The 18,318-nt window shown below is 71.7% G+C and carries 21 protein-coding genes and 1 tRNA gene; 10 read left to right on the plus strand and 12 right to left on the minus strand.

Going from position 1 to position 18,318, the window contains the following annotated elements; genetic code table 11:
- Positions 1 to 16: 16 nt before the first annotated feature.
- From ACFOX0_RS00575 to ACFOX0_RS00585, 3 genes are all read right to left on the minus strand, one after another.
- Positions 17 to 484, minus strand: a complete 468-nt coding sequence (locus tag ACFOX0_RS00575) for a GNAT family N-acetyltransferase (protein WP_377541847.1) — start codon at positions 482 to 484, stop codon at positions 17 to 19.
- A 73-nt stretch (positions 485 to 557) separates the two neighbouring features.
- Positions 558 to 830: a hypothetical protein gene (locus tag ACFOX0_RS00580; RefSeq protein WP_377541370.1), complete on the minus strand. Its 273-nt coding sequence runs from the start codon at positions 828 to 830 to the stop codon at positions 558 to 560.
- Entirely contained in the window at positions 827 to 1,006 is a 180-nt protein-coding gene (locus ACFOX0_RS00585; RefSeq protein WP_377541372.1) for a hypothetical protein, read from the minus strand. Before ACFOX0_RS00585 ends, ACFOX0_RS00580 begins: the two co-directional genes overlap by 4 nt.
- Before the next feature lie 255 nt (positions 1,007 to 1,261).
- Here ACFOX0_RS00585 and ACFOX0_RS00590 point away from each other — a divergent pair, with 255 nt between their 5' ends.
- On the plus strand, positions 1,262 to 2,071 hold the full coding sequence (locus ACFOX0_RS00590; RefSeq protein ID WP_377541374.1) for a helix-turn-helix domain-containing protein: 810 nt from the start codon (positions 1,262 to 1,264) through the stop codon (positions 2,069 to 2,071).
- Positions 2,062 to 2,241, plus strand: a complete 180-nt coding sequence (locus ACFOX0_RS00595) for a DUF397 domain-containing protein (protein ID WP_377541376.1) — start codon at positions 2,062 to 2,064, stop codon at positions 2,239 to 2,241. The genes ACFOX0_RS00590 and ACFOX0_RS00595 overlap by 10 nt, the downstream gene beginning before the upstream one ends.
- Positions 2,242 to 2,610: 369 nt before the next feature.
- On the opposite strand, the gene ACFOX0_RS00600 is transcribed toward ACFOX0_RS00595, so the two are convergent.
- Together ACFOX0_RS00600 and ACFOX0_RS00605 are read right to left on the minus strand one after the other, a co-directional pair.
- Positions 2,611 to 3,090: a DnaJ family domain-containing protein gene (locus ACFOX0_RS00600; protein ID WP_377541377.1), complete on the minus strand. Its 480-nt coding sequence runs from the start codon at positions 3,088 to 3,090 to the stop codon at positions 2,611 to 2,613.
- Positions 3,091 to 3,145: 55 nt separating this feature from the next.
- Positions 3,146 to 3,700, minus strand: coding sequence for a CGNR zinc finger domain-containing protein (locus ACFOX0_RS00605; RefSeq protein WP_377541378.1), 555 nt, complete (start codon positions 3,698 to 3,700; stop codon positions 3,146 to 3,148).
- 87 nt (positions 3,701 to 3,787) lie between these two features.
- Here ACFOX0_RS00605 and ACFOX0_RS00610 point away from each other — a divergent pair, with 87 nt between their 5' ends.
- From ACFOX0_RS00610 to ACFOX0_RS00620, 3 genes are all read left to right on the plus strand, one after another.
- The gene (locus tag ACFOX0_RS00610; protein WP_377541379.1) at positions 3,788 to 4,801 is read left to right on the plus strand and encodes an EamA family transporter; all 1,014 of its coding nucleotides are present in this window, start codon (positions 3,788 to 3,790) and stop codon (positions 4,799 to 4,801) included.
- A gap of 77 nt (positions 4,802 to 4,878) precedes the next feature.
- Positions 4,879 to 6,561: a S8 family serine peptidase gene (locus tag ACFOX0_RS00615; protein ID WP_377541380.1), complete on the plus strand. Its 1,683-nt coding sequence runs from the start codon at positions 4,879 to 4,881 to the stop codon at positions 6,559 to 6,561.
- A gap of 279 nt (positions 6,562 to 6,840) precedes the next feature.
- Complete coding sequence (locus tag ACFOX0_RS00620) at positions 6,841 to 7,491, plus strand: hypothetical protein (RefSeq protein WP_377541381.1); 651 nt, start codon at positions 6,841 to 6,843, stop codon at positions 7,489 to 7,491.
- 17 nt (positions 7,492 to 7,508) lie between these two features.
- On the opposite strand, the gene ACFOX0_RS00625 is transcribed toward ACFOX0_RS00620, so the two are convergent.
- Positions 7,509 to 8,192, minus strand: coding sequence for an IclR family transcriptional regulator (locus ACFOX0_RS00625; RefSeq protein ID WP_377541382.1), 684 nt, complete (start codon positions 8,190 to 8,192; stop codon positions 7,509 to 7,511).
- A 56-nt stretch (positions 8,193 to 8,248) separates the two neighbouring features.
- Between ACFOX0_RS00625 and cysS the strand changes: the two genes are divergently transcribed.
- Positions 8,249 to 9,664, plus strand: a complete 1,416-nt coding sequence (gene cysS, locus ACFOX0_RS00630; protein WP_377541384.1) for a cysteine--tRNA ligase — start codon at positions 8,249 to 8,251, stop codon at positions 9,662 to 9,664.
- On the plus strand, positions 9,664 to 10,824 hold the full coding sequence (rlmB, locus tag ACFOX0_RS00635) for a 23S rRNA (guanosine(2251)-2'-O)-methyltransferase RlmB (protein ID WP_377541385.1): 1,161 nt from the start codon (positions 9,664 to 9,666) through the stop codon (positions 10,822 to 10,824). The genes cysS and rlmB overlap by 1 nt, the downstream gene beginning before the upstream one ends.
- Positions 10,825 to 10,901: 77 nt before the next feature.
- On the opposite strand, the gene ACFOX0_RS00640 is transcribed toward rlmB, so the two are convergent.
- A complete protein-coding gene (locus ACFOX0_RS00640) occupies positions 10,902 to 11,516 on the minus strand; it encodes a hypothetical protein (RefSeq protein WP_377541386.1) in 615 nt (204 codons plus the stop codon).
- A 163-nt stretch (positions 11,517 to 11,679) separates the two neighbouring features.
- A complete protein-coding gene (locus ACFOX0_RS00645) occupies positions 11,680 to 12,771 on the minus strand; it encodes an ABC transporter ATP-binding protein (protein ID WP_377541387.1) in 1,092 nt (363 codons plus the stop codon).
- Positions 12,772 to 13,134: 363 nt separating this feature from the next.
- Here ACFOX0_RS00645 and ACFOX0_RS00650 point away from each other — a divergent pair.
- Positions 13,135 to 13,208: transfer RNA gene (locus tag ACFOX0_RS00650), tRNA-Thr, on the plus strand.
- A gap of 85 nt (positions 13,209 to 13,293) precedes the next feature.
- Here the strand turns inward: ACFOX0_RS00650 and ACFOX0_RS00655 are convergent.
- Together ACFOX0_RS00655 and ACFOX0_RS00660 are read right to left on the minus strand one after the other, a co-directional pair.
- Positions 13,294 to 13,830, minus strand: coding sequence for a hypothetical protein (locus tag ACFOX0_RS00655; RefSeq protein ID WP_377541388.1), 537 nt, complete (start codon positions 13,828 to 13,830; stop codon positions 13,294 to 13,296).
- Between the two features lie 38 nt (positions 13,831 to 13,868).
- Entirely contained in the window at positions 13,869 to 14,063 is a 195-nt protein-coding gene (locus ACFOX0_RS00660; RefSeq protein WP_377541389.1) for a hypothetical protein, read from the minus strand.
- Between the two features lie 245 nt (positions 14,064 to 14,308).
- Here ACFOX0_RS00660 and ACFOX0_RS00665 point away from each other — a divergent pair, with 245 nt between their 5' ends.
- Entirely contained in the window at positions 14,309 to 15,496 is a 1,188-nt protein-coding gene (locus ACFOX0_RS00665) for a GDSL-type esterase/lipase family protein (protein WP_377541390.1), read from the plus strand.
- 117 nt (positions 15,497 to 15,613) lie between these two features.
- Positions 15,614 to 15,850 carry a hypothetical protein gene (locus ACFOX0_RS00670; protein WP_377541391.1) on the plus strand — a complete coding sequence of 79 codons (237 nt, stop codon included), beginning with the start codon at positions 15,614 to 15,616 and terminating at the stop codon, positions 15,848 to 15,850.
- A 150-nt stretch (positions 15,851 to 16,000) separates the two neighbouring features.
- Here the strand turns inward: ACFOX0_RS00670 and ACFOX0_RS00675 are convergent, their stop codons facing one another.
- On the minus strand, positions 16,001 to 16,444 hold the full coding sequence (locus ACFOX0_RS00675) for an HNH endonuclease (RefSeq protein ID WP_377541392.1): 444 nt from the start codon (positions 16,442 to 16,444) through the stop codon (positions 16,001 to 16,003).
- Between the two features lie 142 nt (positions 16,445 to 16,586).
- Positions 16,587 to 18,182: an FAD-dependent oxidoreductase gene (locus tag ACFOX0_RS00680; protein WP_377541393.1), complete on the minus strand. Its 1,596-nt coding sequence runs from the start codon at positions 18,180 to 18,182 to the stop codon at positions 16,587 to 16,589.
- Positions 18,183 to 18,318 lie beyond the last annotated feature (136 nt).

An 18,318-nucleotide genomic window follows, 5' to 3' on the forward strand; every position in this document is an offset into this window, starting at 1 on the left:
CGCGCGGGCCGCCGATTCAGTCGCGCGGCGTCGGCAGCGGTTTGACCCAGCGGGACCACTCTTCCTGCCGGGTGTAGCCGGCGGCCCGCCAGGCATGGTGTGCCAGCTCGTTCTCGTCGAGGACCATCGCGTCGACCCGGGTCCCGCCGAGGGCCACGAACCGTTCCTCGGCCGCCCGGACGAGCATCCGGCCGATGCCCGTACGCCGCCGGTCCGGCGCCACGGCCAGCCGGTACAGGTGGCAGCGCCAGCCGTCCCAGCCGGCGATCACCGTGCCCACGATGATGTCCTGCTCGACGGCGAGGATGAGCGCGTCGGGATCGCGGGCCAGCAGCGCGCGCAGCGCAGCCGCGCTGTCCGGGGGCCGGTGCGCGTCCTCGGCCGCCACCGCCCACAACTCCAACACGGCCCGCACGTCATCCGACGTCGCCCCCCGCAAGATCACCGCCCGAGTGTAGGCCCCCGCCTCCTGGGCGTTGATCATGAAGTTGTTGTCAGCCTTTCCGGCGTGTCGCGACAACAACTTCATGATCAACCGTGAGACGGCGGGGGTGGGGTCAGTCGGGGAGGCGGGGTTTGGCCCAGGCTACGAAGCGGGTGAAGGTGGCGTGCGGGGCGGGCGGGTTGGCCGGGTCGAGGCGGCACAGGTCGGCGATCGCCTCGTGCAGCACCGAGCAGAGGTAGACCGACAGGCCGGTCCGGTCGTCGGCGTACTCGCACTTGAGCTTGAGCCGGGCGGTGGCGCACGGCCACGGCGTGCCGCAGACCCGGCACAGCCAGAGTGGACGCAGCGGCAGGTGCGGGCGTACCCCGTCGGGCAGGCCCGTCACCAGCGACCGCCGTTCGCGCGCCGCGCGGCGGCGGTCGGGCCGGCGGCCCGCCGGTCCGGGCAGGTGGACCAGCGCAGCCCACAGGAGCAGTAGCGGCGCAGCCGCCGCCAGACCGGGCGGTGCGCCGGCGCGAGCGGCACCGGCTGCGCGGACCGGTCGCGGTGGGACCAGGGCATGACAGACCTCCGGGTACGACTGGCAGGTGCGACGTCGTCCGGGAGGCGTCCCGTTGCCGGTCGGGACGCCTCCCGCCGGTCCCGCCGGTCCGTTCGGGTCGGATCGGTGGGATTTCGGCCTTCACAGTCTGGTGATCGGGCCGCTACGGTGTGAAGCTGTTGCGCTCGCTGGTTGGGAGACCCTGCGGGCGTCCCCCGGGTTGCCGCCGTGCCGGTGGAGTCGATCGTGGGCCGAGTGGCAGGAGCATGCGGACAATGGACGAACAGAAGACGGCGGCGGCGTTCCTGATTGCCGAACTACGCCGGGCCCGGCTGCGTCGGGGTTGGAGCCAGGAGGAGTTGGCCAAGGCCATCAACTACTCGGCGTCCCTGGTCAGCGCGGTGGAGAAGTTCCAGCAGCCGCCGACCCTCAAATACCTGGAGCTGGTCGACACGGCACTGGACACCGGCGGCCTCTTCACCCGGATGCTGACCGAACTGGTCACCCTCGACCAGGCACAGCCCTGGCTGCGAGGTTGGAATGCCATCGAGGAGCAGTCCAAGACCCTGCGTTGGTACCAGTCGCTGTATGTGCCGGGAATTCTTCAGACCGAGGACTATGCCCGAGCGGTCTTCGAAGCGGGTGGCTTGCTCGACCCTGACGAGGTGGAGAAGCGTCTCGCTGCGCGGACCCGGCGGCACGAAATCCTCTTTCGCGAATGTCCGCCCATCTTGGTCGCGGTGCTGGACGAAAGGGCCATCCAGCGACCGGTCGGTGGCGAGAAGGTGATGCGTGAGCAGTTGCTCTATCTGGCAAAGCTGGCCGAGCAGCACCGCCGCATCTGGATCCACGCGGTTCCAACGTCGGCTGGCGAGTATCCCGGCCTTGGTGGCCCCTTCATCATCGCCACCGCCCACGACGGCTCGGAGTTGGCGTTCCAGGACAGCCAGGTGCGTGGCCAAGGACTGGAACAGCCGGTGGATCTGGCGCGGCTCCGACGGGTCTGGGAAATTAGCCTGGGCTGTGCGTTGCCCGTGCAGGAATCGACCGACCTGATCCGGAAGGTGGCGGAACAATGGGCTTGACCGGCGCCCACTGGCGAAAGAGCACCCGCAGCAACCAGGACTCGACCTGCGTCGAGGTGGCGACGAATCTGGTGGGGGTGGTCGGGGTGCGGGACAGCAAGGATCGCACCGGTCCGACCCTCACCTTCGGTCCGGCGGCCTGGTCCACCTTCCTCACCGGCCTCCGATGACCCGATCCCGGTCTGCGGTTGATCTGGGCATCGTGGGTCGGCTCGCCGCGGTCCACCCATAGGCGTCCATTCGGGCCCACATCGAAAATGGTGTTTTTCACATCATCTTCGATGTGGGCTCGAACGCGAGGCCGGCTTCCCTGCGGCGCGCTGACATCGGCAAGGGGTTTGTGCGCATCTGGTGTCGTTCCAGCGACACTGGATGCGCACAAATCCGGGGCGCGGGATGCCCCAACCGGTCGTCGACCTGCGGACGGGTCGGAGCGGCGCGGTGAGCGGGCGCGGGGGCAGGGGCAGGGGCAGGGGGTAGGCAGGGATCTTGATCCTTGCTGGTGAGCCGCCGCGCGGCCGGCGTGATCGAGTGCCGCCTCAGGCGGACGTACGGCGGCGGTGGAACCAGCGGCGGCGCGGGCGGGCCGGCGGCGCGGGGGCGGGTGCTTCGCCGGCCGTCGGTGCGCGGGCGGCCTGCCAGTCACGGACGACCTGGTCCGGGTCGAGCCGGCGCAGCGGCACGTACGGGCCGGGCGGGGGGAGGCGGAGGTGGTCGGCGATCCGGCGGTTGAGATCGGCCACCGCCTCGCGGACCAGGCTCTCGGCGGCCAGCCCGGCGACCCGCCCGGGGAGGTGTTCGATCTCCCGGGCGAGGCGCAGGGCGGGCGGCAGCAGCGCGTCGGTGGGCAGGCCCTCGCGGGCGATGTAGTCCTTGATCCACCACAGTTCGTCGTCGGGGCTGTGCCGCTTGGGCAGCGGCTTGCCGGCGCCGGGCAGGTTGTCGAACTCGCCGCGCTCCCGGGCGGCCCGTAGTTGCGCGTCGACCAGCGACTCCAGCCGGTTTGAGGCGTCGGACACCTGGTCACCTCCTCGGCGCGTCGACCAGACCCGATGCTACCCGGGCGTACCGCGTTCAGACCGGGTCGGCGGACTTGCGGGCGCGGTAGGCGGCGACGGCGGCGCGGTTGCCGCAGACGGTGCCGCAGAACCGCTTGGACCGGTTCTTGGACAGGTCGACCAGGACGTTCCGGCAGTCGGGGCGTTCGCAGGTGCGCAGCCGGCTCAACTCGCCGCCGCGCACCAGGTCGGCCAGCGCCATCGCGAACTCCACCGCCATCCGGGTCGCCAGCGGTGCGTCCAGGGGGACCGCGTGCACGTGGTACGGCTCGTCGTCGTGCCGGATTAGTTGGGGGAGCGCGGCGTGCTCGCGGAGCAGCCCGTTGACGATCTCCACGATGGTGTCCTCGTCGGACTCCCAGATCGTCCGTAGCCGGGGGCGCAGGGCGCGCACGGCCGCCAGTTCCGTCTCGGTGCGTTCGTGCCGGCCGGTGTACCGGTGGATGACCATGAACTCGGCCAGCGCGGCGACGTCGGGCAGCTCCTCGTCGTCGCCGGCCGGGTCGGGCGCGGTGTTGACCAGCGCGGCGGCTGCGGTCAGCGCGCACTCGGTGTCATGAGCAAAAAGCAACTTGACTCCTGTCGGAGGTCGGCCTAGCGTCATGAGCATAACTTCTTTTGCTTGTGACGGGTGAATCGTGCCTGAGGGGGAGAGGCGATGCGTCACCGTTCGTCCGCCGGGATCGGCCTGATCCTGGCCCTGTTGTCCGCGCTCAGCTTCGGCACGTCCGGGACGTTCGCGCACAGCCTGCTCGAGGCCGGCTGGTCGGCCGAGGCTGCCGTGATCGCCCGGGTCGGCATCGCCGCCCTGGTCCTGGTGGCGCCCGCGGTCTGGTCGTTGCGCGGCCGGTGGCAAACGGTGCGCGGCAACCTGCGCCTGATCGGGCTGTTCGGGGCGCTCGGCGTGGCCACCGCGCAGGCGTGCTTCTTCAACGCGGTCCGCTACCTGCCGGTCGGGGTGGCGCTGCTGCTGGAGTACCTCGGCGTCGTGCTGGTCGTCGGCTGGTTGTGGCTGGTCCGCGGCCAGCGACCGGGACGGCTGACCCTGGTCGGTTCCGCGGTCGCCCTGGTCGGGCTGGTGTTGATCCTCGACCTGACCGGCGCGGGCCGGCCCGACCCGGTGGGCGTGCTCTGGGGACTGGGCGCGGCGTTCGGGCTGGCCGGCTACTTCGTGATCGCCTCCCGCGCCGACACCGGCGTACCGGCGGTCGCCATGGCCAGCGGCGGGATGGCGGTCGGCGCGCTCCTGCTGACCGTCCTCGGCCTGCTGCGGGTGCTGCCGCTGCACGCCACCTTCGGCGAGGTCACCTTCGCCGGGCAGCGGACCAGCTGGCTGGTGCCGATCCTCGGCCTGTCGCTGGTCGCCGCCGCCTTCGCGTACGTCACCGGCGTGGTCAGCGTACGGATGCTGGGCGCGCACCTGTCCTCGTTCGTCGGGCTGACCGAGGTGATCTTCGCCGTGCTGATCGCCTGGCTGGTGCTGAACGAGCTGCCGACCGCGATCCAACTGCTCGGTGGCGCGCTCATCGTCGCCGGAGTGGCCCTGGTCCGGCTCGCCGAACTGCGCACCGACCGGACGGCCGCGCCGTCCGTACCGGACGCCCCGCCAGCGCAACCGGCCCTCGTCGGCGACGGCCGACCGGCGTCGACCTCCGCCTACAAAGCCCCATAATCCGGTCGCCCCCCTGGCGAACACCCTGATCATCGGGTGTGATGGCCACCACGTCCCTCAACGAGAGGATCCATGTGGTGAGCAGACGCTTCACCGCCAGCGCCGTCGCGACCGCGGCGGCCCTGGCATTCGTGGTGACGGTGCCGGCCTCGCAGGCCACCGCCGGTACCGGCAGCACCACCGAATACACCGTGGTAGCCGAGGACGGTGTCTCCGCCGACGCGGCCGTCGCGGCGATCAAGGCGGCCGGCGGCACGGTCGTCTCCCGGACCGACGACGTGGGCATGTTCCAGGTGGTCAGCGACTCCGCCGGCTTCGCCGCCCGGGCGACGGCGTCGTCCGCGCTGGTCGGCGCCAGCCAGAAGCGCGCGATCGGCGTGGCCCCAAAGGCCAAGCGGCTCGACGGGGTCGAGCGGGAACAGTTGCTCGCCGACCGGAAGTCCAAGGGCACCGAGAAGAACCGGGCCACCAAGGCCGACCCGCTGGACGACAAGCTCTGGGGCCTGGAGATGATCCGGGCCGACAAGGCCCGCGCGGTCGAGCCCGGCAAGCGGGGCGTCACCGTCGGCGTGCTGGACACCGGCCTGGACGCCAGCCAGCCCGACCTGGCGCCCAACTTCAGCTGGTCGCTGTCCCGCAACTTCGCCCCCGACAAGACCGACATCGACGGGCCGTGCGAGGTGGCCAGCTGCCTCGACCCGGTCGGCACCGACGACGGCGGGCACGGCACGCACGTCGCCGGCACCATCGGCGCCGCCGCCAACGGGTTCGGCCTGTCCGGCGTCGCACCGAACGTGACCCTGGTCGAACTCAAGGGCGGCCAGGACTCCGGCTACTTCTTCCTCGACCCGGTGGTCAACGCGCTGGTCTACGCCGGCAAGGCCGGTCTCGACGTGGTCAACATGTCGTTCTACGTCGACCCGTGGCTCTACAACTGCACCGCGAACCCGGCCGACTCGAAGGAGGCGCAGGCCGAGCAGCGGGCGATCATCAAGGGCATGACCCGGGCGCTGAACTTCGCGCACAAGCACGGCGTCACCCTGGTCGGCGCGCTGGGCAACAACCACGAGGACCTGGGCGCGCCACGTACCGACGGGTCCAGCCCGGACTACGGCAGCGACCCGTACGACCGGCCGATCGACAACAACACCTGCCTCGACCTGCCGGCCGAGGGTCCGCACGTGATCGGGGTCTCCGCCCTCGGCCCGTCGGGCCGCAAGGCGGACTACTCCAACTACGGCACCGAGCAGATCTCGGTGGCTGCGCCGGGCGGCTGGTTCCGGGACGGGCTCGGCACGCCGACCTACCGGACCAACGGCAACGAGATCCTGTCGACGTACCCGAAGAAGGTCCTCCAGGAGGAGGGCTCGGTGGACGAGAACGGCAACATCGTGCCGGGCAACGAGGACCTGGTCTACAAGGAGTGCAACCGCAAGGGTGAGTGCGGCTACTACACCTACCTGCAGGGCACCTCGATGGCGTCGCCGCACGCCGCCGGGGTCACCGCGTTGATCGTCAGCCGGTTCGGCAAGGCCGACCGTAAGAACGGCGGGCTGACCATGGACCCGGACGCGGTGGAGCGGCAGCTCTACCGGACCGCGGCCGAGCACGCCTGCCCGGAGCCGCGCCTGGTGTCGTACGTCGACGTCGGCCGCAGCGCCGAGTTCGACGCGTACTGCGCGGGCGGCCGAAGCTTCAACGGCTTCTACGGTCACGGCATCGTCGACGCCTACGCGGCGGTGAAGACGCCGCTGCGGTAACCCGGAGTCGGTACGTCGCGCGGGGCCCGGTCGCCTGTCGACCGGGCCCCGTTCCGCGCCCGGCCGGACCCGTCACGGTGTGCTGCCGGCGCGGATGGCTGTCCTTTTCGATGGCTAATGCCGTTTGTGCTGGTCGGAGCCGATGTGTCGGATTGGTAGCCCTGGCAACACGGGCGCCTTCTGTCGTTGACTTACTACCGACAGTCACCGCATGGTGCGGGTGGGGTCGAGGCGCGGACGGCCCGGAAGGGCCCCGCCGGGACAGACAGGAGTGGGCCGATGTCGGACAGGCTTGCCCGTATCCCCACCGGACGTCCACCGGACGTCGACCGGGACCCGGTGGTCCGGCTGCTGCCGGACGTACCGACCGGACTGGTCGCCACGCCGGCCTGCGGAACACCCACCGTGCCCCCCGCGATCGTGCTGGTCTGGACCAACCACGGCGACCCGGCCACCCCGGCGGTCCGCAACCGGCTGGAGCGGTCCGCCGACCCGTCCTTCGCCACCGGCCTGACCAGCATGGTCCTGCCGGGTGCGATCAGCCGGCACACCGATGGCGACGTCCTGCCGAACACCACCTACCACTACCGGGTCCGGGCCGAGTACCCGACCGGACACTCGGCCTGGTCCAACCTGGCTCCCGGCTGCGTCCCGCTGCTGGCGCCGGTCCGGTTGACCGCGCTGGTGCCGCAGGTCGGGCCGCCGAGGCTGTTCTGGACCAACCGGTCCTTCGCCGACGGCGTGGAACTGCAACGCGCGACCAACCCGACCTTCAGCTCCGGCCTGGTCACCCTCGCGCTCCCGACCTGCGCGACCTGGACGGATCCCACGGTCGGCCCGGAGACCACCTACTACTACCGGGTGCGCACCGGTTACCTCGGCACGTTCTCGCCCTGGTCCACCCTGGCCGTGGTCAGCACCCGCCGCTGACCGCCGGACCGGCCGGATCAGGCCAGGGACCGGCCGACCGCCTCCGCCGCGGCCAGCACCTGCCCGCCGACGACGGTCACGTCCAGTGGGGCCAGCGCCACCACCCCGACGCTGGCCTCCAACCCCGGCACGTCCAGCACCGGCGCGGCCACCCCGTACGCCCCGGGTTGCAACTCGCCGGTGGTGGCGACCGGGCCGGGCTGCCCGGCGCGGCCGGCGAGGATCGCCTGGCCGGCGGCCCCGCGGTCGAGCGGGTGCCGGGACCCGGTGCGGTAGGCGACGTGGAACGCCGTCCAGCTCGGCTCGACCACGGCGAGTGCGACGCCCTCGCCGTTCTCGACGACGGTGAGATGGGCGGTGGCGCCGGTCTGCTCGGCCAGCCGGCGCAGCGCCGGCAGCGCGCCGTCGGCCAGCAGCGGCTGGGCCCGGCGGGCCAACTGCAGCACGGCGGCGCCGAGCCGGAGCCGGCCGCCGGCGTCCCGGCGGACCAGGCCGTGCTCGACCAGCGCGCCGACCAGCCGGTAGACCACCGTCCGGCCGACGCCGAGCCGGGCCGCCGCCTCGGTCACCGTCAGACCGCCCGGCGCGTCCGCCACCAGATGCAACAGCCGCAGGCCGCGGTCCAGGGTCTGCGCCGTCTCACCGGTACGCCCGCCCGCCTCCGCCACTCCCGCAGCGTACGCGGACCCGGTCGGGCACATACCCTGGCGGGAAGCTCGGGTCAACCCGGAACAGGCGTGACGGCTACCCTTGTGAGGTGACGCTACGCCTGTATGACACCGCCACCCGTACGGTGCGGGACTTCGTTCCGCGGGAAGCCGGCAAGGTGGGGGTCTACCTGTGTGGGCTCACCCTCCAGTCAGCACCGCACATCGGCCATCTCCGTTCCGGGGTCAACTACGACGTGCTGCGCCGGTGGCTGCTGCACCGTGGCTTCGAGGTCACCTTTATCCGCAACCTGACCGACATCGACGACAAGGTGCTGGCCAAGGCGGTCGAGCAGGACCGGCCGTTCTGGGCGATCGCGTACGCCAACGAGATCAAGCTGGAGCACGCGTACCGGTCGTTGAACGTGCTGCCGCCGACGTACGAGCCGCGGGCCACCGGGCACATCCCCGAGATGCACCAGCTGATCGCCCGGCTGATCGAGACCGGGCACGCCTACCCGGCCACCGACGGTTCCGGCGATGTCTACTTCGACGTGGCCTCCTGGCCGGCGTACGGGTCGCTGTCCGGGCAGTCGCCGGACGCCATGCAGCCCGCCGGGGACGCCCCCGACCGGGCCAAGCGCGACCCGCGTGACTTCGCCCTGTGGAAGGGCGCGAAGCCGGACGAGCCGGCCGACGCGTACTGGCCGTCGCCGTGGGGCCGGGGTCGGCCCGGCTGGCACATCGAGTGCTCGGCGATGTGCTGGCGCTACCTCGGCCCGGAGTTCGACATCCACGGCGGCGGGCTGGACCTGACCTTCCCGCACCACGAGAACGAGATCGCCCAGTCCCAGGCCGCCGACCTGCCGTTCGCCCGCTTCTGGGTGCACCACGGCCTGCTCAACCTGGGCGAGGCCAAGATGAGCAAGTCGCTGGGTAACGTCCTCGACCTGGACCACGTGACCGGGCTCGGGGTGCGCCCGGTGGAGCTGCGCTACTACTATGTCGCCGCGCACTACCGGTCCCGGATCGACTTCTCCGAGGACGCCCTGCGCGAGGCCGCGACCGCGTACCGGCGGATCGAGGGGTTCGTGCAGCGGGCCGTCGAGCGGGTCGGCGCGGGCGAGCCGGGCGGGCTCCCGGCCGGGTTCACCGCCGCGCTGGACGACGACCTCAACACCTCGGCCGCGCTGGCCGTCCTGCACGAGGTGGTCCGGGACGGCAACACCGCCCTCACCGGCGGGGACGATGTGACGGTGCGCACGGCACTGGCCGCCACCCGGGCGATGCTGGATATCCTCGGCGTCGATCCCCTGGACCGGGCCTGGACCGGCGGCGGCCGCGCGGACGACCTGCGCGGCGTGGTGGACTCCCTGATCGCGCTCGCTTTGGAGCAGCGCGCCCAGGCCCGCGGCCGTAAGGACTGGGTCGCCGCCGACGCGGTGCGCGACCAGCTCAAACGGGCCGGCGTCGTCGTCGAGGACACCCCGCAGGGGCCGCGTTGGACTATTGGAGGGCAGGACTGATGGCCGGCAACTCGCAGCGCCGTGGCCGACGGGTGACCACCAAGTCGAGCGCCCAGAAGGGCTCCGGCGGCAAGAACCGCGGCTCGCTGGCCGGCAGGGGACGCACCCTGCCGGCCGACGAGCGGCCCTGGCACAAGGGTTACTCGGGCACCGAGAAGCTGCCGCAGCGCACCGCCTGGAAGCAGGAGAAGGAGCGCCGCGCGGCGGCCGAGGAGGGCCGAGCCCCCAAGATCGGCAAGCCGGGCACCAAGGACACCACCTGGGGTGCGGGCAGCGCCACCGGCAAGGGCGGCCGGGGCGCCGGCGCGGCCAAGGTGCCGACCCGGGGCGCCGGCGGCCGGGGCGCGGGCGGCCGGACGCCGACCCGGTCCGGGCCGCGGGTCGCGCCGGGCCGCCGGTCCAACCCGGCCCGGGACACCCCCGAGCTGCTCGTCGGGCGCAACCCCGTGCTGGAGTCGCTGCGCGCCCAGGTGCCGGCCACCGCGCTGTACGTGGCGCAGGGCATAGACATCGACGACCGGGTCAACGAGTCGGTGCGCACGGCCGCCGACCGGGGCATCGCGATCATGGAGATCAGCCGCGCCGAACTGGACCGGATGACCGGGGGCGTGCTGCACCAGGGCATCGGCCTGCAGGTGCCGCCGTTCGCGTACGAGCCGTTCGAGGATCTGGTCACGGCGTCGCTGGAGCAGACCGCCCCGCTGCTGGTCGCACTGGACGGGGTGACCGACCCGCGGAACCTGGGTGCGGTGATCCGGTCCGCCGCGGCGTTCGGCGCGCAGGGGATCTTCGTACCGGAACGACGGGCCGCCGGGATCACCGCGACCGCCTGGCGGACCAGTGCCGGCGCGGCGGCGCGGGTGCCGGTCAGCCAGGTGACCAACCTGACCCGCTCGCTCAAGGCCTGCCAGCAGGCCGGTTTCATGGTCGTCGGCCTGGACGCCGACGGCGAGACCGATCTGTACGACCTGGAGATCGCGGTCGGACCGCTGGTGGTGGTGGTCGGCTCGGAGGGCCGTGGGCTGTCCCGGCTGGCCGGGGAGACCTGCGACCTGCGGGTCAGCATCCCGATGGTCTCCGAGGTCGAGTCGCTCAACGCCAGCGTCGCCGCCGCGGTGACCCTGGCCGAGGTGGCCCGCCGCCGCGCCGCGGCCCGCTGACGGTCCGGGACGGCCCCCGCCTGGCGACCCGGTGTCGGCTCCCGGGCGCCCGGCGGGTGGCGGGTGGCGGGTGGCGGTCAGATCTGCCGGGTCCAGGCGAAGACGAACAGGCCACCGGCCAGGGCGACGAGCAGGGCTACCGGGACCAACCAGCCGGCCCGCCGGTGCCCGTCCAGGCCCCGGGTCAGCCGCTGGTGCACGGCGGCGATGCCGACCAGCGCCGCCAGCGAGGCCAGCGTGAACGGGACGCCGACCAGGAAGTGCGCCAACCACGCGCCGGCCCTGGTCGGACCACCCCATGACGTGTCGTACGGGCCGGGGTCGACCAGGCCGTAGAGGACGCCCCGGAACACCATGAGCACGAGGACGCCGAGCGGCGCCAGGGCCGCCGCGCCGAGCAGCAGACTGAGCAGGGCGTGGCCGGCGGCGGCGAGCACGCCGGGCGTACGCCGGGCCGGCTCCGGACCGGCGCCGAGCACCCTGGTCCGCATCGTCCGCCACCAGTTGGCGGTCGTAGCCGCCCCGCCGGCCAGGCCGGTCGGCAGGGCGGCCACCGCGACCGGCAGCAGCAGGGCGCAGTAGAGCGTGGCCCGCCCCGTGGCCCGGACCAGCCGACGCGGCCACCGGCTCGGGCCGGGGCGGCCGACCCCGGTCGGGCGGATCGGGGTTTGGGCGTCCAGTTGCGCGTTCACGGCGTCTCCTCGGTCGTTCGATCGGCAACGACCAGGACCGTACGAGTGCGCGACCGACTACCGGATCAACCCACGGAGCCACGTTCGCGGTAGTCCCCGGGTACTACGAACGACGGAGGGCGGCCCGCGAAACGCGGACCGCCCTCGCACGGGTGCTCGCCGGTCAGATGCGCGACCCGCTCACGGCGTGGAACGCGTGGTTCTGGCCGGTACGCGGCTTCACGTAGACGGTGTCGCCCATGTTGGGCATGTGCCGCCGGTCGGTGCGCACGACGAACCGCTCCGAGGAGCCCTCGAGCGCGGCGTGGCCGTACACGTTGGCGTCCGAGCCGAGGTCCTCGACCAGCTCGACGACGACCGGCATGCCGCCCTCGGTCGCACTGACCAGGTCGCAGTCCTCCGGGCGGAACCCGACGGTCACCTTGTTCTCGCCGCCCTCGGCCTTGGCCGCCGCCACCTGCTCGCGGGTCAGCGGCACGATCATGTCGGCGAACTTGGCGCCACCGTCGGTCAGCGGGACGGTCTTGATGTTCATCGCGGGCGAGCCGATGAAGCCGGCGACGAACACGTTGGCCGGGGTGTCGTAGAGCGCCCGCGGGGTGTCCACCTGCTGGAGGACGCCGTCGAGCAGGACCGCCACCCGGTGGCCCATGGTCATGGCCTCGACCTGGTCGTGCGTGACGTAGACGGTGGTGATGCCGAGCTTCGCCTGCAGCGTCGCGATCTGGGTACGGGTCTGCACCCGCAGCTTCGCGTCGAGGTTGGACAGCGGCTCGTCCATCAGGAAGACCTGCGGCTCCCGGACGATCGCCCGGCCCATCGCGACCCGCTGGCGCTGGCCACCGGAGAGCGCCTTCGGCTTGCGGCCGAGGTACTCCTCGAGCTGGAGCAGCGCGGCGGCCTCCTTGACCCGACGGTCGATCTCGGCCTTCGAGGTCTTGCGCAGCTTGAGGGCGAACGCCATGTTCTCGTACACCGTCATGTGCGGGTAGAGCGCGTAGTTCTGGAAGACCATCGCGATGTCGCGGGCCTTCGGGGGCAGGTGCGTGACGTCCCGGTTGTCGATGTGGATCGAGCCCTCGTCGACGTCCTCCAGGCCGGCGAGCATCCGCAGGCTGGTGGACTTGCCGCAACCGGACGGGCCGACCAGGACGAGGAACTCGCCGTCGCCGATCTCGAGGTTGAGGTGATCCACCGCGGGACGCTCGGTGCCGGGGTAGATCCGGCTCGCGTCGGTATAAGTAACCGTGGCCATGGTGAGGTGCTTCCTTTCACCGGCAGGAACGTGCCGGACGATCCGAGTGAAGGAGCGACCGGCACGCGTGTGCCGGCCAGGCGGAGGACGAGCCGGGCGGCCAGGGCAGCGTCGGGGTGTCGTCCGCGTCACGCCACCGTAAACGGCTTTTCGCGTTGTGCCAAGGTGGGCGCCGCCGAATGAGACCGGACGAACGTACATTCCGGTCATCGAGGCACGGCCGACTATCAATGGGACAGTGCTGGTCGCCGCGTTCCGCTACGGCCCGCTACCGTCCGGTCGCCCAGGCAATCTTCCCGCTCGTCGAACCGCTTCGAGAGGGCCGAAACCCGACGTCAGTGGCTATGCTGACCCCGAACAACTGCCCCTGTAGCTCAGTTGGCCAGAGCACTCGCCTTGTAAGCGAGATGTCGCCGGTTCGATCCCGGCCGGGGGCTCCGAGTGGCACCGACGGTTTCCGGTCGAGCTTGCCGCCGTCCGTTCGTGCCGGCGGCCGGGCCCCGGCACTGGCTTTCGTCTTCGTTAGCGCATGTTCGGCGCAACGCTCCAGGTTCGGTACAGGACGTGCGGCGTCTCGGCTGCCGTCAACCTGTCGTCCCAGTCGGCACACAGTGGTTCGACGCCGTATTCGATGGCTTGGCGAATCACCTGCTCGAAGGTCACCCTTCCGGTCAACAGGTGCTGCTTCTTCGTCATGACAGCGTTGGGCCGAAGTTGGGCGGTGCCGAGGTGCACGTGCGGGCGGTCCTCGTGTGACAGCCCACCCGGGTGCCAGTGGTACTCGACGACCGCTTGACCACCGGATTCCTGAAGTGAGTATTCGTACCACCGAGTGGTGACGCGGTACGGCCCCATACCCTCGCGGTCATCTTCGATGATCTCGTACCGCATCCGTGCGCGTAGCTCTAGATCAACATCACCCTTGAGTTTGACGTAGGCACCTTCGTCAACGCCGCCTAGCAGAAGTAGGTGGACCTTGCCGAGTTGGCTGTTGCCGCCCCTCGTGCAAACGATCTTCGCTCTCGCGACGCAAGACAGCGCGCTCGCGAGTGGGGTCACGAACGCGCTGTATGCGTTGTACGGGCTCCGGCCAGGCATCAGGGCAGCAGCATTGCCACCTGTGTGACCCGGGGGTCTTCGTCTTCCTTGTAGAGCCCTGCCTCCCAGCGTTGCCGGAACTCTGCTGCGGTCAGGTTGAGCAGGCTCCGTGCCGCACGCTCCAGCATGCCCTGCTGCTCCTCGGCGGAAATCTCACCGAATTCGATCAACTCAGCGCCGGTCTCCGTGGCCATCTTCGCTGCCCCCGTCCTCGTCGCTCCTGCGCTACTTCCCAGGGTAGATGCGAACAGCATGGCACGCTGGGGTGACGAATTGTAGTAAGCAAAGCGCGCAAAAGGGGTCGAGACTTCCAGTCGACCTTTGGACGCCACAACAGCTCCCGTCAAAAGCCGAGACGGTTGCACCTTAGGGGTGCCCTGTGCCACAGGTGGCGCAAAATCACCTGCCGTTCTGATGTCCGGTCGGCAGGCTGGAGCTCATGAACTCCCGGCCGGACAACTGGACCACCACGCTCATCACCATGGATCTGCTGCGTGGCGCGCTCGACCTGGAACGCACCGAACGCGGGGTACTACCGCACCGACTACCGGCCCGGGCCCGCGCGCAGTGCGCCGACGGGCAGCTCGCCATGGCGGAGGCGATGCCCTCCGGCGTACGGCTGGTCTTCCGCACCGCGGCGACCGCTGTCGAGTTGGACGTGTTGCCGACCAGGACGGTCTACCGGGGGGTCCCACCCCGGCCGGAGGGCGTCTACGAGGTGCTGGTCGACGGGCGGTCGGTCGCGCGGGCGACGGCGGCCGGCGGCAACGTCCGGACCATCGACATGAGCACCGGCGGGGTGAAGTTGCGGCCCGGCCCGGTCGGCACTCTCCGGTTCGCCGAGCTGCCCGCCGGCGAGAAGGACGTCGAGATCTGGCTGCCGCAACGGGAGGCCACCGAACTCGTCGCGCTGCGGACCGACGCTCCGGTCGTGCCCGCGCCGGACCGTGGTCGTCCGGTGTGGCTGCACCACGGCAGTTCGATCAGCCACGGCTCGGACCTGGAGGATCCCACCGCGACCTGGCCGGCGGTGGCCGCCGCCCTGGGTGGCGTGGAGCTGATCAACCTGGGCTTCAGCGGTAGTGCCCTGCTCGACCCGTTCACCGCCCGCGCGATGCGGGACACCCCGGCCGACCTGATCAGCGTGAAGATCGGCATCAATCTGGTCAACGCCGACCTGATGCGGTTGCGGGCCTTCGGCCCGGCGGTGCACGGCTTCCTCGACACCGTCCGGGACGGGCACCCCGACGTCCCGTTGCTGGTGGTCTCGCCGATCCTCTGCCCGATCCACGAGGACACGCCCGGCCCCGGCGCGCCGGACTTCAGCACCGGGACGTTGCAGTTCCGGGCCACCGGCGATCCGGCCGAGCGGGCGGCCGGGAAGCTCACGCTCACCGTCATCCGGGACGAACTGCGTCGGATCACTGCCGAACGGGCGGTCGACGATCCGAACCTGGCCTACCTGGACGGGCGGGAACTCTACGGCGAGGCGGACTTCGCGGAGTTGCCGCTGCCGGACCAGCTGCATCCGGACCCGGCCGCGGACCGGCGCATCGGTGAACGCTTCGCCAAGCTGGCCTTCGGTCCGGGTGGACCGCTCGCCGGGACGCCGGCACGGCAACGATGAGGAACATTCACTTTTGATCCGCATTACTCATGGTGTTCGATCGGTTACCCAATATTGCCCGATCTGTCGCCGAACGGCCGATGCCGATCGGGTAAAGCGCTACTTAACAATGTGTCGATGGATCGTCCTCTGAGCGCTGTCAGCCTCACGATCGGTGTCGTACTGGGGGTAGCCGTCGGGATCGCCTACGCGGTGGCCCGTCGGGCCTGGAAGGACTACAAGGTCACCAAGGCCAGCCTGACCGGCCTCCGGTCGGGTGCCCTGGGCCTTGTCCGGGTCGCCTTCACCCGGGGTGGCCTGGTGATTCTGCTCTGCCTCGCCGCCATGGGCTGGGCCGCCGTCGGCAAGAGTTGACCGGCGGTTCGTGGCCGGCGAGACCCCCGTCCCCGCCGGCCACGAACCGTCGACCGGGCCGCCGGCAACGAACCGGCAGCACCGGGCCGCCGGGCGCGAGCCGGTAGCACCGGTCCGCCGGCCACGAACCGGCAGCCCTGGGTCGCACGGTCAGCGGGCGGTGAGCGCGGCCCAGGTCGGGACGGCCGGCTCCCGCCGCAGCGGCATGCCGGCCTCGGCCGGCGTCCGGTCGCCCTTGCGCTGGTTGCAGCCGTAGCAGGCGGCCACCGTGTTCTTCCAGGTGTTCCGGCCGCCCCGGGACCGGGGCAGCACGTGGTCCACCGTGCTCGCCGCGGCCGCGCAGTACGCGCACCGCCGGTCGTCCCGGGCCAGTACGCCCGACCGCGACCAGGCGGGACCCGAGGAGAACCGCCAGCGGGTCACCACGTACCGGACCAGCCGGACCACCCGCGGCATCGGGTAGATGCCGATCAGCCGGTCCGGCTCGGCCTCGTGGATCTCGGCGACCCGGCGGCACAGCATCCGGATCGCGTGCTTGACGCTGACCTTGTGCAGCGGGCCGAGATCGGCGTTGATGACCAGCACGGCGTCCACCGGGTCCTCCTCCCGAGAATGTCGACCGGGGCAGAAAATTGTCGTTCGGCAATATGAGTTGAATCGACGAGCGGCTGTCGGTGCAGCTCCGCGTGCTGATAAAAGTAGATCCACTAATCGCCGCCGGCAACGGATTTCCGGATCAGCGACGGGCGAGCAGGCCGTGTCGGCGTACCGAATGAATCGGTTCGGCGGCCGCGCCCTCATGCCGCAGGATGTGGTTGGCGGCGAGGATCCCGGTGGCGGCCGAGCGTTCCATCAGGGCGCTCGGGAAATCGGTCCGGATGCCGTCGCCGGCCAGGTACAGGCCGGGCAGCCCGGTGTCCACCGCCGGCCGGTCCGGGTGCGCGCCGGGCCGGAACGACGGGGCCCGCGCCTCGACCCGGGCCCGTGCCTCGACCACCGGCAGTCGGCCCACCTCGGGCCAGAGTCCGGCCAGCTCGGCCCGCATCCGATCGGCGAGCGCGGTCGCCGGGAGGCCCGGTTCGCAGGCGTACGCGTGCAACTCCACGACGGCGCCGCCGGTGCGGCGGGCCCAGGCCGCGGCCTGGCGTTCCAGCCGGTGGTAGAGGGTGACCGAGTCGAGGGTGGCCTGCCGGGAGACGCCGCTGAACACCGGCCGGTCCGGCGCCACGTCCCCGCCGAGCCAGAGCCGCGCCACCGCGTACGGCGGTCCGGGGGTCAGCGTGCGGATCCGGGCGGCCAGGGCGGGCGCCGCGGCGGCCAGCGCCGGCGAGCCCGCCAGCAGCGCGACCAGCGCCGGCGGGTCGACGGCGAGCACCAGGTGGTGGGCGGTGTGCACGGTCCCGTCCGCGGTGACCACCCGCCAACCGGCCTCCGCCGGCCCGTCCCCGGCCGCCCGGGCCACGGCGTCGGCTCCACCCGGATCCACCGTGGCCGCCCGACCCGCCGGTTCCACCGCGACCGCCCGGCGGCCGGTGCGCACCGATCCGCCGAGCCGTTCGAGGTACGCCCGCAGCGGCCGCCAGATCGCCGTCCCGTAGTCCCGGTCCGGCGCGTCGAAGGCCAACCCCTCCGGATTCCCGAGCAGGTAGAAGTGGAAGTTCGCCACCAACTCGGCGGCCGACATGTCCGCCTCGTGGTTGAAGAACGAGTGCGCGAAGACCTCGAACAGCATGGCCCGGCCGCGGTCCGGCAGGCGCAGCGAGTCGAGCAGCTCGGCGGCGGTGCGCCGATCGAGGTCGGCGTAGGTCCGGTCCGGGTGGTAGCCGAGCAGCGGCAGCGCGGCCCGGCGGTCCATCCCGCGCAGGTCGCGCAGCCGCAGGCTGGGGCTGCCCGCCAGCAGGGCCAGCAGGTTGACCGGCGCCGCCGCGGGCAGCCGGCCGAACTCCTCCGCCGGCCAGGCCGCCGACAGCACCGGATAGCCCGGCACCGGCCGCAGGAACCGCAGCCGGGGGTCGATCCGGCGCAGGATCGACCGCCAGTTGTAGTACTGCCGGAAGAACGCGTGGAAGCCGTGCTCGACGGCCTGTCCGGTGCCGTCGGTCAGGGTGTCCGGCCAGGCCGCCAGCCGGCCGCCCAGGTGCCGCCCGGCCTCCAGCACGGTCACCCGGACGCCGCGTTCGGCGAGCACCGTCGCGGCCGACATGCCGGCGATGCCGGCGCCGACGACCAGGGCCGTCACCCCGGCCGGCACCCGGGCCGGGCCACCGCCGCCGGGGTCGACCGTCTCCCGGCGTACGCCGAGCAGCCGGCCCACCGGTCGGGACAGATCCACGCGCGCACCTCATCCCGTACGGGAGGGGTGCCCGGCGGAGCCGGTGATCCGGCCCGGCTCCCAGACTCCGGCCGACCGGGCCGGGTGGCAAGCCGCCTCGCGGATCGGCCGTACCCGCGAACGTTGATCGTCTTCG

It is taken from the genome of Micromonospora zhanjiangensis (genome assembly GCF_042650605.1).
GTDB classification, from domain to species: domain Bacteria; phylum Actinomycetota; class Actinomycetes; order Mycobacteriales; family Micromonosporaceae; genus Micromonospora_J; species Micromonospora_J zhanjiangensis.